The sequence below is a fragment of the Sphingomonas sp. 22176 genome (assembly GCF_052045505.1).
Classification (GTDB): Bacteria; Pseudomonadota; Alphaproteobacteria; order Sphingomonadales; family Sphingomonadaceae; genus Sphingomonas.
In genome coordinates this window covers 1,530,339-1,544,673 of record NZ_JBQEPL010000001.1, presented here as the reverse complement: position 1 = coordinate 1,544,673, position 14,335 = coordinate 1,530,339, and the positions used below count along the sequence as shown (strand labels likewise).

Below are 14,335 nucleotides of genomic sequence, written 5' to 3'. Positions count from 1 at the left end.
GTGCATCGCGGCTGCCGTCCTCTCCAGTCCAACGCCTTGGTTATCTTACAATGCGCGCGAAAGAGCTGCTCGAGACACGCTAGTGCGCGCCACGAGACCGCCCCTTTCGAGCGATGTTCACGTTAACATAGGCACGCTATTGTTGGCCGGAGACGAAGTCAATAGTCCGTGTACATGGGGTTGCCCCGTTTGGGTGGCGGCGAAAACTCAGACCAGCAGCGCGCCATCTTCGCGGGCGTTCAGCCGCGCACTTCCTTCGGCGAGACGTAGCCGGGGTCGTGCGCGAAGGGCAGCGGCGCGCCCTCGCGCAGTGCCGCCAGCACCGCGGCGAAGTCGGTCTCGCAGCGGAAGCCCAGCACTCGTTCGGCGAGGCTCGAATCATAGACGCGGCCGATGGTGGCGGGCGGCGTCCAGCCGCGCGCCGCGTAGAGCGCCGAGGCATGCGGGAAGGCGCGCGCGATGACCGCAGCGGCATCCTGCTTGAGCGCGACACAATCGGCGCGGACGAAGGGCGTCGGCGCGGAGATCACGAACACGCCATGGCCGATAGCCGGCGCGCGCTCCAGCGCCACCAGATGCGCGCGCGCCGCGTCCTCCACCGTCAGTCGGCGGTGGAGCAGTTCGTTGGCCTTGAGATTCTCGCCCGAAGGCGTCGCGTGGGTGTCGTCGTCCTCGGGGAAGAAACGGCTGGTGCGCAGCACGATCGTGGCGAGGCCCTGCTCTGCCCAGGCGATCCGGCACAGCCCTTCGGCCGCGAGCTTGGTGACGCCGTAGATGTTGCGCGGCGCGATCGGGCCGCTCGCCTCGTCGAGCCACACTGCCGACCCACCCGCCTCGTCGCGGATCGCCTGGCTGATCATCAGCGACGTCGTGGAGGTAAAGACGAACCGGTCGTGTCCCGCCGCCGCCGCGCATTCGAGCAGGTTGAGCGTGCCCGCGACGTTGACGTCGATGAACACCTGGGCCGGGTACCGCACGATGTCCGGCTTGTGCAGCCCGCCGGCATGGATCACCGCCTCGATGCCGTGCTCGGCAAAGACCTGCTCGACCAGCGCGCGATCGGCGACCGAACCCAGCACGTCGGTATCCGTACCGGGCGCAACGTCGAGCCCGACGACCTGATGCCCTGCCCCCCGCAACATCGGCGCCAGGAAGCGCCCCAGCCAGCCCGATGATCCGGTGAGCAGGATCCGCATCATTCGCGCGCTCCATATTTGCGTGCCAGCACCGCACAGACGAACAGCTGGAGTTGGTGGAAGATCATCAGCGGCAGCACGATCAGGCTCACCGCCCCGCCGGGAAACAGGATCGTCGCCATCGGGATGCCGCTGGCCATGCTCTTCTTCGATCCGCAGAAGACGATGGCGATCTCGTCCTCCTTGCTGAAGCCGAGCTTGCGGCTGCCGAACATCGTCGTCGCGATGACGATACCGAGCAGTACCGCGTTAAACGCCAGCACCAGCGCCAGGTCGGCGAGCGACACCCGGCCCCACACGCCCGCGACCATGCCCTCGCTGAACGCGGTGTAGACGACCAGCAGGATCGAGCCGCGATCGACCACCATGGTGAGCACGCGATGCTTGAGGATGAAGCCGCCGATCAGCGGCCGCGCCGCCTGCCCCGCCGCGAAGGGCAGCAGGATCTGCATCGCGATCGACTCCAGCTGCGAGAGCGAGAATCCGGCACCGCTGTTGCTAGGCAATAGCAACGCCACGAGCAGCGGGGTGATAATCACGCCGATGAGATTGGAGAGCGATGCGCTGCACAAGGCGGCGGGCACATTGCCGCGCGCGATCGACGTGAAGGCGATCGACGACTGCACGGTGGAGGGCAGCAGGCAGAGGAACAGCAGCCCCAGCGCGATCCCGCCCGGCAGCATATGCCCGGCAACCGCATAAACACCCAGCCCGAGGATCGGGAAGAACAGGAAGGTGCTGAGGAACACGGTCAGCTGCAGCCGCCAGTTGGTCAGCCCCGCCCAGATCGCCGCGGGCGCCAGTCGCGCGCCGTAAAGGAAGAACAGCAGCGCCACCGCGATCGTCACCGCTTCGTCGGCGATGCTCGCCCACATGCCCCGCGCGGGGAACAGCGCGGCAAGGCCGACCGTGCCGAGCAGCATCAACAGATAAGGATCGATCCAGCGACGAAGGGCAGCCATGCGGGTACTCGCACCATGGAAACTGCCGCGCCCCATGCGCGCGCCTGCACGCTGGCGCAAGCGCTCAGGCGGCCGCTGGCACCTGCACCGGATGCAAGCGTTCGCCCGCATCCGCCCAGTCGGTGCGGCGCCGCACGAACGGGTTGAGGAACAGGAAGGGCAGCTTCACGAACAGCAGCTCGGAGTGGATGAAGGTGTCGACCGCCCGCTCCCACCAACGGGGCTCGCGCTTGCCATGCGCGCGCAGCCAGCCGTCATACGGCGCCCAGTGGCTCGGCTCGTCCTTCTCGATGATGCGGAAAATGCGGGTCAGCACCTTGTCGCTCAGCACCGCGGGATGGTTGAGCAGGATGTGGACCTGGCGATGGCCGCGCTGTTCGGTGAGCGAGATCACCCGGCACAGCTTCTCGAACTGGGCGTCGTCCTCGATCAGCTTCTGTGTATCGAGCGCATCGATGGGCCGACGGAACATGATCTCGACGAAGCGATCGATATGCCCGCAGGTGCGATCGACCGTAAGCGGCATCCGCCCCTGCAGCTCGAACCAGCGCTTGAACATCTGATAATGCTTGCGCTCGTCGGCGCGGTGCTTTTCGACCGCGGCGATCAGCGCATGGTCGTGCGGGGCGCGCGCCCGTACCGCCTCGAGCACCCGGTCGATGCTCGTATAGCCGCGATGCTCGTTGTAGATGTAGATCGACCCCAGCAGGTCTAGATAGCGGCGGCGGAACGCGGACAACATCGCCGGACGCTATGCGTCCGCCATGTTTCCGTCAATCGGCGCCTTTGACGAAGAAATGGTCGATCACGTCCTTGGCGAGCCGGGCGGGACGCTTGGTCTCGGCATCGAGGCAGCACCAGCTGGATTTCACCTCGGCCAGCACCTCGGACCCGCGGCGGATGATGGTCTCGTAGAACGCGCGGGCGCCCTGCACTTTTTCCAGCAGAACGGTCGCGACGACGTCGTCCTCCAGGAAGGCCGGGCGGCGATAGGTAATCTCGTGCTTGAGCGCGACCCAGAGGTGCTCGGCGACCGCCTCGACCGGCGCCAGCGCCTGCCAATGGCTCACCACCGCCGCCTGCACCCACTTCAGGTAGGACGCGTTGTTCACATGTCCCATGAAGTCGATGTCGTCCTGTTCGACGTCGACCCGGAATTCGAAAGGAATCGCAGCGTTGCTCACCCGAGCATCATAGACCAAAGGTGCCCGACAAGCGACCCGGCAGACGCGGAAATTCCTCCGAAGGGCACCGGCGTGCGCCGAACGCGCTTGCCGTAGCGGCAGTCGGTCAGGCCGGGCCGATTTCCAGCCGCTTCGCCAGCGTGTCGCGGCGCGCGTCGAGTTCGTGGCGGGCGCGCTCGAGCAGCTCCAGCTCGGTCGCCTCGAGCAGGTCGTCGACCACGCCGCGCAGGTGTCGGCGCATCGCCGCGCGGGCGCCGTGCGGATCGCGGGCATGGAGCGCGTCGAGGATCGGGCGATGCTCGTCATAGCGCGGGTTGACGCCGTTGCGGCGCGCGCGATCGAACATGTTGGCGCAGAGCGGCGAGCGGGTGCGCAGCTCCCACAGATATTCCACCACGCTGCGGATCGCCGCATTGCCCGTCGCATTGGCCACCGCGATATGGAAGCGGTGATCGGCGTCGAACAACGTCGCGTTGCCGGTAGCGGGATCGGCCATTTCCTGCGCGATGTGATCGAGTTCGGCCAGCTGCTCGGCGGTGATCGACACCGCCGCCAGCGCCGCCGCCTCGCCCTCGAACAGGATCCGCGCCTCCGTCAGGTCGAACGCGCCGATATCGAGGTTGAGCGCATCCTCGCGCAGCCCGCCCGAGCTGTCGCGATGGGTGACGTAGAGGCCCGAGCCGTGGCGCGCCTCGATCCAGCCCTTCATCTCCAGCGCGATCATCGCTTCGCGGATCGTCGGACGGCTGACCTTATACTCTTCCGCCAGGTCACGTTCGCCCGGCAGGCGGGTGCCGGGGGCCCAGCGCCCGCCTTCGATACCGTCGGCGATCGACGCGGCCACGCGCTGGTAGAGCTTGGTTCGGTTCAGTTTCATCACCGACTCTCATAGGCGAGCGATGGATTTTCGCAAAGCCTTTGGCCTTACCAATCAATCCCGAAAACGATCGGGCAAGTAACGTTCTGGATCGAGCGTGGGGATCTCGCCCAGCAGCAGCTGGCAGGCCAATCGGCTCGCCGCGGGCGCGGTCTGGATGCCGAAGCCCCCCTGCCCCGCACACCAGAACAGGCCGGGCAATGATGGATCGAAGCCATAGACCGGCCGCCGATCGGGCGCAAAGCTGCGCAGGCCCGCCCAGCGATGCTCCAGCGCGGCGACGCGCCAGTCGACCACTTGCTCGAAGCGATGGATCGCCGTCGCGATGTCGATCTCCTCGGGCGCGGCATCGCAAGGTGGGCTGTCCACTTCGTCATGCGGCGTCAGCCACAGGCGCCCCCCCGCCTCGGGCTTGAAGTAGAAACTTCCGCCAAGATCGCTGACCAGGGGGCAGCCCATGGGCGGCGCCGGATCGGTGCGCAGCTGGACCATGGTCCGGCGATAGGCGCGGATGCCGATCGGTGCCGCGCCTGCCAGCGCGGCGACTTCGTCCGCCCAGGCGCCGGCGGCGTTGACCAGCAGATCGGCGGCGAAGGCTCCGGCTTGCGTCTCCAGCCGCCAGGCGTTGCCCTCGCGTGCCGCACCGGTCAGCCCGGCTGAGCAGTGCAGCACCGCCCCCGCCGCCCTTGCGCGCGACAGAAAATGCTGATGCAGCGCGGCCACGTCGATATATGCGCAGCCCGGTTCATGGACGCCGAGCGCCCAGTCGTCGCGCAGGCCGGACACGATGCTGCGCGGATCGACCGCATGGAGCGCCACGCCGCTGCCCTCGAACGACGCGAGGAAGGCATCGACTCGCTCCTGGCCGCCGGCCTGCGCCAGATGGAGTTCGCCGAGTGGATCGAGGAAGCCGCCCTCGCGCAGCATCGCCCCCGAGGCGGTGGTGAGCGGCTGGATATCCGGCCCGCCATAGGTTTCGGACCAGAAGGCAGCAGAGCGCCCGGTCGCGTGATAGCCGGGCCGCTCCTCCGCTTCGAGCAGCAGCACCCGCGCGTGGGGGGCGAGTTCGGCGGCGAGGCTCGCGCCCGCAATGCCTGCCCCAACGATCGCGACGTCGAACTTGGTCATCGGCGCGGCGCCCGCGCATCGAGAAAGCCATCGATCGTCGCCAGCGCGCGGTCGCGCACCGTATCGGCTTCGCGCAGGATCTCATGTGCGCTTTCCCGCCCGAAGCGCAGCAGCTCGGCATCCGGCAGCCGCGGCGCGATCCGCAGCGCCGCGCGGGCGTCGACCAGCCCGTCCGCCTCGGCGATGACGAACAGCAGGGGCGTGCGCACCGACTCCAGCGGCGCAGCCTCCAGCGCCGCCATCGAGCGGAACGCTGCGACCAGCCATTGCCAGCTCGGCGCGCCGGTCAGCAGCGTGCGATCCTTCGCCTGCCACCAGAGCTCGTCGGCATAACGGGCGGGGTCGTGGGTGAGCAGGTTCGCGCGGGTCTCGGTGGTATAGGGCTTCTCGTTGCCCTTCCACGCCGGCCGCCGCGGATCGCCGAGCCGTGCCAGCACCCGCGCAAGCGGCGGCGCCAGCTTGCCCAAGGCACTGCGCACCCCCAGCATCGGCGCCACCAGCACCGCGGCGTCGGGCGCGATGGCGCCCTCGGCCACCCCGCGCAGCACGAGATGCCCGCCCATGGAATGGCCCATCACCGCATGCGGCCCCGGCGTCTCCGCTTGCCACTGCCCCGCGAAGGCGCGGAGATCGTCGATATAGGTCGCGAAATCGTCGATATGGCCGCAATCAGCCTTGGGGGTCAGTCGCCCCGATCCGCCCTGCCCGCGCCAGTCGAAGGCGGTGATCGTCCAGCCCTGCCCGTGCCAATGCGCGAAGCTTTCCAGATACTTCTCGAACACATCGCCGCGGCCGGTCTGGAACAGGATGCTGCCGCGCGGGGTGCCCTCGGCCGGCCAGTGGAAGCGGCGGAGCGACCAGCCATCGGGGGCTTGCCAGCGATCCACCACCGCACCTTCGGGTATTGTACGCGCCACATTCCGGGAAACTGCCATGCGCCGTGGTTACGGTTTCGTAAGCCGGTCCGTCTACCCATTTGGGCCATGGGGGCGATCATCCAGGCCTGTCTGCTCGGCGCGCTGGCGCTGCTCCTGCTCTCCGCAGGGGTGGAGGACGTGCGCTTCCGCACCATCGCCAACGCCAAGAACGCCGCCATCGCGCTCGCCGCGCCGCTCTGGTGGTGGGCGAGCGGCATGGCGTTCTGGCCGGACATCGTCGTCCAGATCGGATGCGCCGCGATCGTCTTCGCGCTGTTCATCGGCGTGTTCGCCGCGGGCGCGATGGGCGGCGGCGACGTCAAGCTGATCGGTGCGCTCGCGCTGTGGCTGCCGCTGGTGCCGCTGCTGCGGATGCTCGTCCTGATGTCGCTGCTCGGCGGCGCGCTGACCCTGGCGATGCTGCTGTACCAGAGATTCCGCCGTCGCAGCATCGGCGCGATCGAGGTGCCGTACGGCGTGGCGATCACGCTGGGCGCCGGGATTGTCCTCTACGAACCGATTCTTAACCGGATTGGGTGATGCTTAACGCCGCCACAACCGGGTCGGCCAAAGAATACGAAAAGGCGTAGTTCAACATGGACGCACGTAGGCTATTGCTGCTCGTCGGCGCGTTGCTGGTCGCCGGCATCACCGCGTTCATGGCGCGCACGCTGGTGCTCGGCTCCGCCGCACCCGCTGCCGGGGCGATGGCGCCGGGAGCGCCTGCAGCCGCTGCCGCGCCGGTCAACACCACCGAAGTGCTGGTCGCCAAGCGCGCGCTGCCGGTGGGCACGATCCTCGATGCCACTGCGCTGGAATTCCGCCCCTGGCCCAAGGACCTCGTCGAGGGTGCCTATTATGTCCGCGGCCAGAGCGAGCCCGCCAAGCTGCAGGGCGCCGTCGTCCGCTTCGCGGTGCCCGCCGGCCAGCCGGTCACGCAGGGCGCGCTGGTCAAGCCCGGCGATCGCGGCTTCCTCGCCGCAGCCCTCGGCCCCGGCATGCGCGCCGTCACCGTCCCCGTCTCCGCCCAGAGCGCGGTTGCCGGATTCGTCTTCCCGGGCGACCATATCGACCTGATCCTCACCCAGACGGTGAGCGGCGACGGCCCGCCGCTGCGCGCCTCCGAAACCGTCCTGCGCAACCTGCGCGTGCTCGCCACCGACCAGCGCACCGACAAGCAGACCGACGACAAGGGCAAGACCGTGGTCACCGCCTATTCGACTGTCACCGTCGAGGCGACGCCCAAGATCGCCGAGAAGATCGCCGTGGCGCAGACCGTCGGCACGTTGTCGCTGTCGCTGCGCTCGCTCGCCGACACGCAGACCGATCTCGACGAGGCGATCGCCAGCGGCGCGGTGAACGTGCCCGACGATCCCAAGAAGGAAAAGGCGTTCCTCGCCCGCGCGACCAGCCGGCCGCAGGACGATGGCGATTCCTATGTCACCGGCGCCGACGTGTCGCGCTTCCAGCGCCGCACCGTGCCGGCCACGCAAGGCCCCTCGGGCGGCATGGCCGCGCCCGCACCCACCACCCCGGGCGCGCCGGTCGCGGTACCATCGGTCGGGCCGGTGGTACGCGTCGTGCGCGGCAGCGATGCCAGCCTTGTCCCCGTTAGCGGAAAGAACTGAGATGCGGCGTTCCTTCCCCCTTTGCGCCGCGACCGTCGCGGTCCTGTTCGCCGGCCAGCCTGCGCTGGCGCAGAACCGTGCCGCCAAGCCGGTCGCCCGGATGGCGCAGCTGCCCGCCGGCAGCCAGCGCCCCACGCGGGATGTGGTGCTGTCGATCGGTGAAGGCGAGTTGGTCACGCTACCCGCCGCCGCCGCCAATGTCTGGACCTCGAACCCCGGGGTCGCCGACGTCTATGTCGCGAGCGCGCGGCAGATCCATCTCTATGGCAAGGCGTTCGGCGAGGCGACGGTGTTCGCCACCAATGCGGCCGGAGCGGTGGTCTATTCGGCGAACATCCGCGTCAGCCAGAACATCAGCAGCATCGATGCGATGATGAGGGCGGCGATGCCCGATGCGGACATCACCGTCACCACCGTCGGCCAGATCGCCGTGCTCAACGGCACCGTTCGCTCGCCGCAGGATAGCGAGCAGGCGCAGCGGCTGGTCACCGGCCTGCTCAATCCGGGCGTGAAGCTCGACGACGCCAATGCGTCGCTCAAGATCGGCGTGGTCAACCGGCTGCGCACCGCGACGCCGCTGCAGGTGCAGTTGCAGGTCCGCTTCGCCGAAGTGAGCCGCAGCTTCGTCAAGAACCTCAACGTCAACCTGACCAACCGCGACCGCGGCAGCTTCCTGTTCGGCATCAGCCAGGGCAAGGCTGGCACGATCACCACCAATACCGGCACGACAGTGGACCCGGCAACCGGGGCCCCACCGGGCGCCAACATCTTCACCTTCCCCGCGCCCAGCACCGGCAACACCATGCTTGGCGCGGCCGGCCGCTTCCTCGGCACCGATCTGCTCGCCAGCCTCGATTTCGGCGAGACGATCGGCCAGGTCTCCACCCTCGCCTCGCCCAGCCTCGTCGCGCTGTCGGGCGAGACCGCGAACTTCCTGGCGGGCGGCGAGATCCCGATCCCGATCGCGCAGGCGCTCGGCACGACGACGGTGGAATATAAGCAATACGGCGTCAGCCTCGCCTTCACGCCGACGGTGCTGGCGGACGGGCGCATCTCGCTCCACGTCCGCCCCGAAGTGTCGCAGCTCTCCTCCTCGGGCGCAGTTACGCTGGCCAACACCACCATCCCCGCGCTCACCACCCGCCGCAGCGAAACGACGGTGGAGATGGGTTCGGGCGAGAGCATGGTGATCGGCGGGCTGCTCCAGAACAGCCACAACAACTCGATCACCAAAACGCCGGGCCTCGGCGACATGCCGATACTGGGTGCGCTGTTCCGCTCCAACGCCTTCCAGCGCAACGAGACCGAGCTGGTGATCGTGATCACGCCGTACCTCGTCCGCCCGGTCAACGCGAACCAGATCCGCCTGCCGACCGACGGCTACAAGGCGCCGAACGATTTCGACCGCATCTTCATGGGCTCGCTGGCCGAGGGCACGTCGGGCGGCGAACGGCCGATGCCGAGCATGGCGCCGCCAAGCGCTGCACCTGCCACCGGTGCGCTCACTCCCGCCCCGGTCGCGCCCGCCAGTGCGTCCCGCAAATCCAAGAACGCCGCCGCTGCGCCGGGCTTCGGCCTGTGATGCGCCCGCCGAGGAGAACCGCCTTGTTGCCGCGTCCCGCTCTCGCTTTGCTCGCCCCTGGGCTGCTGCTCGCCGGTTGCGCGGGCTATAATGGCAGCCTTGATTCGGTCCATCAGCCGATCGTCAGCCGCCAGGATCTGACCCTCGACCTCCAGGCAGACGGCGGCCGGCTCGCCCCCGGCGAAGACCGCCGCCTCGCCGAATGGATGGGCGCGATGAACCTGCGCTATGGCGACCGCATCGCGATCGACGACGGCGCGGACGGCAGCACCGGCCGCAGCGACATCGCCGCCGCCGCCGGGCGCTACGGCCTGTTGCTCGCCGACCGCGCCCCCGCCACCGGCCGACCGGATTCGCCGGGCACGGTCCGCGTGGTGATCACCCGCACCAGTGCCGCGGTGCCGGGCTGCCCCGACTATCGCCACTGGAGCGCCGCGACCGCGGATGCCAGCACCAGCTCGAACTTCGGCTGCGCGACCGCCTCCAATCTCGCTGCGATGGTCGCGGATCCGGCCGATCTGGTCCGCGGCGCCCCCGGCGCGCCCACCGCCGATCCGATGACCGTCAGCAAGGCGATCGGCGCCTATCGCGCGGCCGCGCCCAGCGGCGGCGGCGGTGCGACGGTGAAGGCGGAATCGAGCGGGGCCCCGAAGTGAACGCGCCTTTCAACCCAGGCCGCGCGACGAGCCGCGATCCGTTTACCGCCTTTGTCTGCGACGAGGCCACGGCAGAGCTCATGCGCCCGATCGCCGTCGAGCTCGGATGGTCGCCGGAGAAGGTCAACAAGGGCGGGCTGCGCAATGCGGTGCAGACGCTGGCCGTCTCCGCCAGCCCGCACGTGCTGTTCGTCGACCTGTCCGAATCGGGCGACCCGCTCAACGACATAAACGCGCTCGCCGAAGTGTGCGAGCCGGGCACGATCGTGCTCACCGCCGGCGCGGTGAACGACGTGCGGCTGTACCGCGACCTGATCGCCAGCGGCATCCACGATTATCTGCTCAAACCCATCAACCCGGACATGCTGCGCGACGCCTTCCTCCAGGCGCAGACCGCGCTGGCGGCGCCCAAGCAGAGCGATGCGAGCGCCGGCCGGCCGCACTCCGCCACCGCGGTGATCGGCACCCGCGGCGGCTGCGGCGCGACCAGCATTGCGACCTCGATCGCCTGGCTGATGGGCGAACGGCAGGGCCGCACCACCGCGCTGCTCGACCTCGACGTCCATTTCGGCACCGGCGCACTGGCGCTCGACCTGGAGCCCGGCCGCGGCCTGACCGATGCGATCGAGAATCCCAGCCGCATCGACGGGCTGTTCATCGAACGCGCGATGGTCCGCGCCTCCGAACGGCTCGCGGTGCTCTCCGCCGAGGCGCCGATCAACGCGCCGATGACCGGCGACGGCGCCGCCTTCTACCAGCTGCAGGAAGAGATTCGCGGCGCGTTCGAATGCACCATCACCGATCTGCCGCGGCAGATGCTGGTGCAGCACCCGCATCTGATCGCCGACATGCAGGTGGCGGTGCTGGTGACCGAGCTGACCTTGGCCGCCGCCCGCGATACGATCCGCATCCTCAGCTGGTTCAAGTCGAACGCGCCGCAGACCCAGATCTTCCTCCTCGCCAACAAGATGCCGCAGCCTGCGCTGCTCGAGATCAGCCGCAAGGAATTCGAAGGCTCGATCGAGCGTCCGATCGATTTCGTCGTGCCGTTCGAACCCAAGCTCGCCGCCCAGGCCGCCAAGCTCGGCAAGCCGATGGCAGAGGTGGGCCGCAGCAATCGCGCCATGGCCCCGATCGGCGAGCTCGCCGGCCGCATCCTCGAGATTACCGATGCCGGCGCCGAAGGCGAGCGCAAGCAAGCGGCCAAGGGCGGCTCGCTGCTCAGCAAGCTCGGCGACCTCAAGGCGCTGATGGCGAGCAAGAAGAAGTAAGCCGCCGATGCCGCTGCTGCCGCTCCTGATGCTGGGCCTGGGTGCCGCCGCGGTGCTGGTGCTGCTGGTGCTGGCGCTGTCCGGCCCCTCGGCGCAGCGGGCGAGCGCGCGGCGGCTGACCTCGCTGCGCGACCGGCACATGGTGAGCGCCACCGGCGCCAATGCGATGGAAGCGCAGCTCCGCCGCATCTCGACGACGCAGGCGAGCGGCGTCGACCTCACCTTCGCGCGGCTGCTGCCCAACCAGGAGCAGCTCGAAAAGCGGCTGGCGATGACCGGCAAGAGCTGGACGCTCGGCCAATACGGTCTCGCCACGCTGGGGCTTGCGGTGACGGTGGCGCTGCTGCTGTTCCTCAAGGGCGCGCCGCTGCTGCTCTCGATCGGGTTCGGGCTGTTCGTCGGGCTCGGTCTCCCCCACTTCGTCGTCGGCTTCCTGATCAAGCGCCGCGTCGCCAAGTTCACCACCACCTTCCCCGATGCGATCGACCTGCTGGTGCGCGGCCTGCGCTCGGGCCTGCCGATCACCGAGACGATCGGCGTGGTCGGCTTCGAGATGCCCGGGCCGGTGGGCGAGGAATTCCGCGCGATCAGCGACAAGATGAAGATCGGCCGCACGCTGGACTCGGCGCTGCAGGAAACCGCCGACCGGCTCGGCACGCCGGAGTTCCAGTTCTTCACCATCACCATCCAGATCCAGCGCGAGACCGGCGGCAACCTGGCCGAGACGCTGAGCAACCTGTCCGAGGTGCTGCGCAAGCGCGCGCAGATGAAGCTGAAGATCAAGGCGATGTCGTCCGAAGCGAAGGCCTCGGCGATCATCGTCGGCGCGCTGCCCTTCATCGTGTTCGGGCTGATATGGTCGATCAACAACGAATATATGATGCACTTCTTCACCGATCAGCGGCTGATCGTGACCGGCGGCGGCGGGCTGATCTGGATGGCGCTGGGCGCCTTCATCATGGCCAAAATGGTCAATTTCGAGATCTGATGGCGATGGAACCCAGCCAAGGCCCCACCCTGCTCGGCATCGACGTTCTCTGGGTCGCGACGATCCTGTCGGCGGTTGCCGCCGTCGCGGTGCTCGTCGCCATCTATGCCGCCACCACCGTACGCAACCCGATGGCGCGCCGGGTGAAGATGCTCAACGAACGCCGCGAGCAGCTGAAGGCCGGCATCGTCACCACGCCCTCCAAGCGCCGCGCCAAGCTGGTCCAGCGCAGCGACACCACCGATCGAATCCGCAGCTTCCTCAGCTCGCTCAAGGTGCTGCAGGACGAGCAGGTCAAGGTAGCGCAGGTCAAGCTGCTCCAGGCCGGCATCCGCAGGCGGGAATGGGCCGTGGGGGTGATCCTCGGCCGGCTGGTGCTGCCGATCCTGTTCGGCGGGCCGATGCTCTATTTCGTGTACGGCACCGACATGTTCGCCGACTGGAGCCCGCTCAAGGCCTATGGCCTGGTCGCCGGCAGTTTCGTGCTCAGCTACAAGGCGCCCGATCTCTACCTCAAGAATCGCATCCAGAAGCGCACCGACGCGATCCGCAAGGGTCTGCCCGATGCACTCGACCTGCTGGTGATCTGCGCCGAGGCCGGCCTGACCGTCGACGCCGCTTTCGGTCGTGTCGCCAAGGAGCTTGGCCGCGCCTATCCGGAACTGGGCGAGGAATTCTCGCTGACCGCGATCGAGCTCGGCTTCCTTACCGATCGTCGCTCCGCGTTCGAAAACATGGCAATGCGCATCAATCTGGAGGCCATCCGCGGGGTCGTCACCACGATGATCCAGACCGAGAAATATGGCACGCCGCTCGCGTCTGCGCTCCGCGTGCTTTCCGCAGAATTTCGGAACGAGCGCATGATGCGCGCCGAAGAAAAAGCCGCGCGGCTACCGGCGATCATGACCGTTCCATTGATCCTCTTCATTCTGCCGGTACTGTTCATCGTCATTCTCGGGCCCGCCGCATGTTCGATCAACGACTCGCTGATGCATTGACGCTTACGGAACCGAACGCCGAATGACAGGTTATTGGCGGGTTGCCGGGAGCCCGACTGATGACCGACCTGCCCTATACCACCCCCTTGCAGTTCATCGGGCTCGCGCTCGCGCTGGTCGCGGGCTGGCTACTGGGGCTGGCGAGCAGCAGCAGCGGACGCCGCTGGCGCGAACGCTATGAGGCCGAACGCGATGCCCACCAGGCATTGCGCGACGAACTCGCCACCGCCAACACCCGCACTCGGGATCTGGAAGCGGCCAATTCGCGCCTGGAGCGCACCATCGCGGACAGCCGCCCCGCCGTTCCGCTCGCGGACCCCACACCCACCAAACGCGACTCCGCCGTGCGCAGCTGGTTCTACGGCGGCACCGACGTGCTCGCCCGCATTCACGGCATCGACGACCATCGCGAGCGCCAGCTCAACCAGCTCGGCATCCAGCATTTCCGCGACATCGAGGAACTGCCCCGCGGCGACGAGCTGCCGCTGGAAGAGCGACTCGGTCTGCCCCAGGGCACCATCGTCGACGAGCGCTGGCGCGAACAGGCCGCCTTGCTGCGGGCCGGCGAGACCGACGAACATGCCCGCAGGTTCGGCCACCCCGCCTGAACTTGTCTTACAATAAAAATTGACTGTCGCCCGGGCGCCACGCTCGGGCGTTTATTTTTGCGCGCCTTCTGGGCGTTAGGGCCCTGCTGCGAGATTGGCGGAGCGGCGCGATAATGCCTGCTTTTCCGTCCTTTAGCACCGCCGCTTTGCAAGAATGAAAAGAGGCGGGCACCAATAAAATCGGCTCAAAAACCAGGACCGATGCCCTACCTTTCAACATAACGTCTCAAATAGGTCATGCTTGTGTCGGCGACTGGCTTGACAACTGGTCAGGCCTCTAGGACATTTATCGGACCACGAGCAGCAAGCTCGGGATTGAAAAACAGAGCACCGCAGCAGG

The 14,335-nt window shown here is 67.9% G+C and carries 15 protein-coding genes; 8 read left to right on the top strand and 7 right to left on the bottom strand.

What is annotated here, in order from left to right; genetic code table 11:
• Positions 1–239 precede the first annotated feature (239 nt).
• From ACTJKY_RS07490 to ACTJKY_RS07460, 7 genes are all read right to left on the bottom strand, one after another.
• On the bottom strand, positions 240–1,196 hold the full coding sequence (locus ACTJKY_RS07490; protein WP_440845248.1) for an NAD-dependent epimerase/dehydratase family protein: 957 nt from the start codon (positions 1,194–1,196) through the stop codon (positions 240–242).
• Positions 1,196–2,158, bottom strand: coding sequence for a bile acid:sodium symporter family protein (locus ACTJKY_RS07485; protein ID WP_440845118.1), 963 nt, complete (start codon positions 2,156–2,158; stop codon positions 1,196–1,198). Before ACTJKY_RS07485 ends, ACTJKY_RS07490 begins: the two co-directional genes overlap by 1 nt.
• Before the next feature lie 64 nt (positions 2,159–2,222).
• A complete protein-coding gene (locus tag ACTJKY_RS07480) occupies positions 2,223–2,900 on the bottom strand; it encodes a ferritin-like domain-containing protein (RefSeq protein ID WP_440845117.1) in 678 nt (225 codons plus the stop codon).
• A 31-nt stretch (positions 2,901–2,931) separates the two neighbouring features.
• Positions 2,932–3,342, bottom strand: a complete 411-nt coding sequence (locus ACTJKY_RS07475) for an acyl-CoA thioesterase (protein ID WP_302847347.1) — start codon at positions 3,340–3,342, stop codon at positions 2,932–2,934.
• 106 nt (positions 3,343–3,448) lie between these two features.
• On the bottom strand, positions 3,449–4,219 hold the full coding sequence (locus tag ACTJKY_RS07470; protein WP_440845116.1) for a FadR/GntR family transcriptional regulator: 771 nt from the start codon (positions 4,217–4,219) through the stop codon (positions 3,449–3,451).
• 54 nt (positions 4,220–4,273) lie between these two features.
• A complete protein-coding gene (locus ACTJKY_RS07465; protein ID WP_440845114.1) occupies positions 4,274–5,347 on the bottom strand; it encodes an NAD(P)/FAD-dependent oxidoreductase in 1,074 nt (357 codons plus the stop codon).
• Complete coding sequence (locus ACTJKY_RS07460) at positions 5,344–6,282, bottom strand: alpha/beta fold hydrolase (protein ID WP_440845113.1); 939 nt, start codon at positions 6,280–6,282, stop codon at positions 5,344–5,346. The genes ACTJKY_RS07465 and ACTJKY_RS07460 overlap by 4 nt, the downstream gene beginning before the upstream one ends.
• A gap of 48 nt (positions 6,283–6,330) precedes the next feature.
• Between ACTJKY_RS07460 and ACTJKY_RS07455 the strand changes: the two genes are divergently transcribed.
• The 8 genes from ACTJKY_RS07455 to ACTJKY_RS07420 are packed head-to-tail and all read left to right on the top strand — an operon-like array spanning position 6,331 to position 13,995.
• Positions 6,331–6,804 (top strand): A24 family peptidase, encoded by a 474-nt coding sequence (locus tag ACTJKY_RS07455; RefSeq protein WP_440845112.1) that lies wholly within the window; start codon positions 6,331–6,333, stop codon positions 6,802–6,804.
• Positions 6,805–6,860: 56 nt separating this feature from the next.
• Entirely contained in the window at positions 6,861–7,892 is a 1,032-nt protein-coding gene (gene cpaB, locus ACTJKY_RS07450) for a Flp pilus assembly protein CpaB (protein WP_440845111.1), read from the top strand.
• 1 nt (position 7,893) lies between these two features.
• Positions 7,894–9,474, top strand: coding sequence for a type II and III secretion system protein family protein (locus ACTJKY_RS07445; protein ID WP_440845110.1), 1,581 nt, complete (start codon positions 7,894–7,896; stop codon positions 9,472–9,474).
• Between the two features lie 26 nt (positions 9,475–9,500).
• Positions 9,501–10,130 carry a CpaD family pilus assembly lipoprotein gene (locus ACTJKY_RS07440; RefSeq protein ID WP_440845109.1) on the top strand — a complete coding sequence of 210 codons (630 nt, stop codon included), beginning with the start codon at positions 9,501–9,503 and terminating at the stop codon, positions 10,128–10,130.
• Positions 10,127–11,401: an AAA family ATPase gene (locus ACTJKY_RS07435; protein WP_440845108.1), complete on the top strand. Its 1,275-nt coding sequence runs from the start codon at positions 10,127–10,129 to the stop codon at positions 11,399–11,401. Before ACTJKY_RS07440 ends, ACTJKY_RS07435 begins: the two co-directional genes overlap by 4 nt.
• 7 nt (positions 11,402–11,408) lie before the next feature.
• Positions 11,409–12,389 carry a type II secretion system F family protein gene (locus ACTJKY_RS07430; RefSeq protein ID WP_440845106.1) on the top strand — a complete coding sequence of 327 codons (981 nt, stop codon included), beginning with the start codon at positions 11,409–11,411 and terminating at the stop codon, positions 12,387–12,389.
• 5 nt (positions 12,390–12,394) lie between these two features.
• A complete protein-coding gene (locus ACTJKY_RS07425; protein ID WP_440845247.1) occupies positions 12,395–13,387 on the top strand; it encodes a type II secretion system F family protein in 993 nt (330 codons plus the stop codon).
• 59 nt (positions 13,388–13,446) lie between these two features.
• Entirely contained in the window at positions 13,447–13,995 is a 549-nt protein-coding gene (locus ACTJKY_RS07420) for a hypothetical protein (protein WP_440845104.1), read from the top strand.
• Positions 13,996–14,335: the final 340 nt, after the last annotated feature.

Coding starts and splice junctions, on each gene's coding strand:
- ACTJKY_RS07465 (WP_440845114.1), bottom strand. CDS start 5,347: ATGACCAAGTTCGACGTCGCGATCGTTGGGGCAGGCATTGCGGGCGCG.
- cpaB (WP_440845111.1), top strand. CDS start 6,861: ATGGACGCACGTAGGCTATTGCTGCTCGTCGGCGCGTTGCTGGTCGCC.
- ACTJKY_RS07470 (WP_440845116.1), bottom strand. CDS start 4,219: ATGAAACTGAACCGAACCAAGCTCTACCAGCGCGTGGCCGCGTCGATC.
- ACTJKY_RS07485 (WP_440845118.1), bottom strand. CDS start 2,158: ATGGCTGCCCTTCGTCGCTGGATCGATCCTTATCTGTTGATGCTGCTC.
- ACTJKY_RS07460 (WP_440845113.1), bottom strand. CDS start 6,282: ATGGCAGTTTCCCGGAATGTGGCGCGTACAATACCCGAAGGTGCGGTG.
- ACTJKY_RS07490 (WP_440845248.1), bottom strand. CDS start 1,196: ATGCGGATCCTGCTCACCGGATCATCGGGCTGGCTGGGGCGCTTCCTG.
- ACTJKY_RS07425 (WP_440845247.1), top strand. CDS start 12,395: ATGGAACCCAGCCAAGGCCCCACCCTGCTCGGCATCGACGTTCTCTGG.
- ACTJKY_RS07480 (WP_440845117.1), bottom strand. CDS start 2,900: ATGTTGTCCGCGTTCCGCCGCCGCTATCTAGACCTGCTGGGGTCGATC.
- ACTJKY_RS07455 (WP_440845112.1), top strand. CDS start 6,331: ATGGGGGCGATCATCCAGGCCTGTCTGCTCGGCGCGCTGGCGCTGCTC.
- ACTJKY_RS07430 (WP_440845106.1), top strand. CDS start 11,409: ATGCCGCTGCTGCCGCTCCTGATGCTGGGCCTGGGTGCCGCCGCGGTG.
- ACTJKY_RS07445 (WP_440845110.1), top strand. CDS start 7,894: ATGCGGCGTTCCTTCCCCCTTTGCGCCGCGACCGTCGCGGTCCTGTTC.
- ACTJKY_RS07420 (WP_440845104.1), top strand. CDS start 13,447: ATGACCGACCTGCCCTATACCACCCCCTTGCAGTTCATCGGGCTCGCG.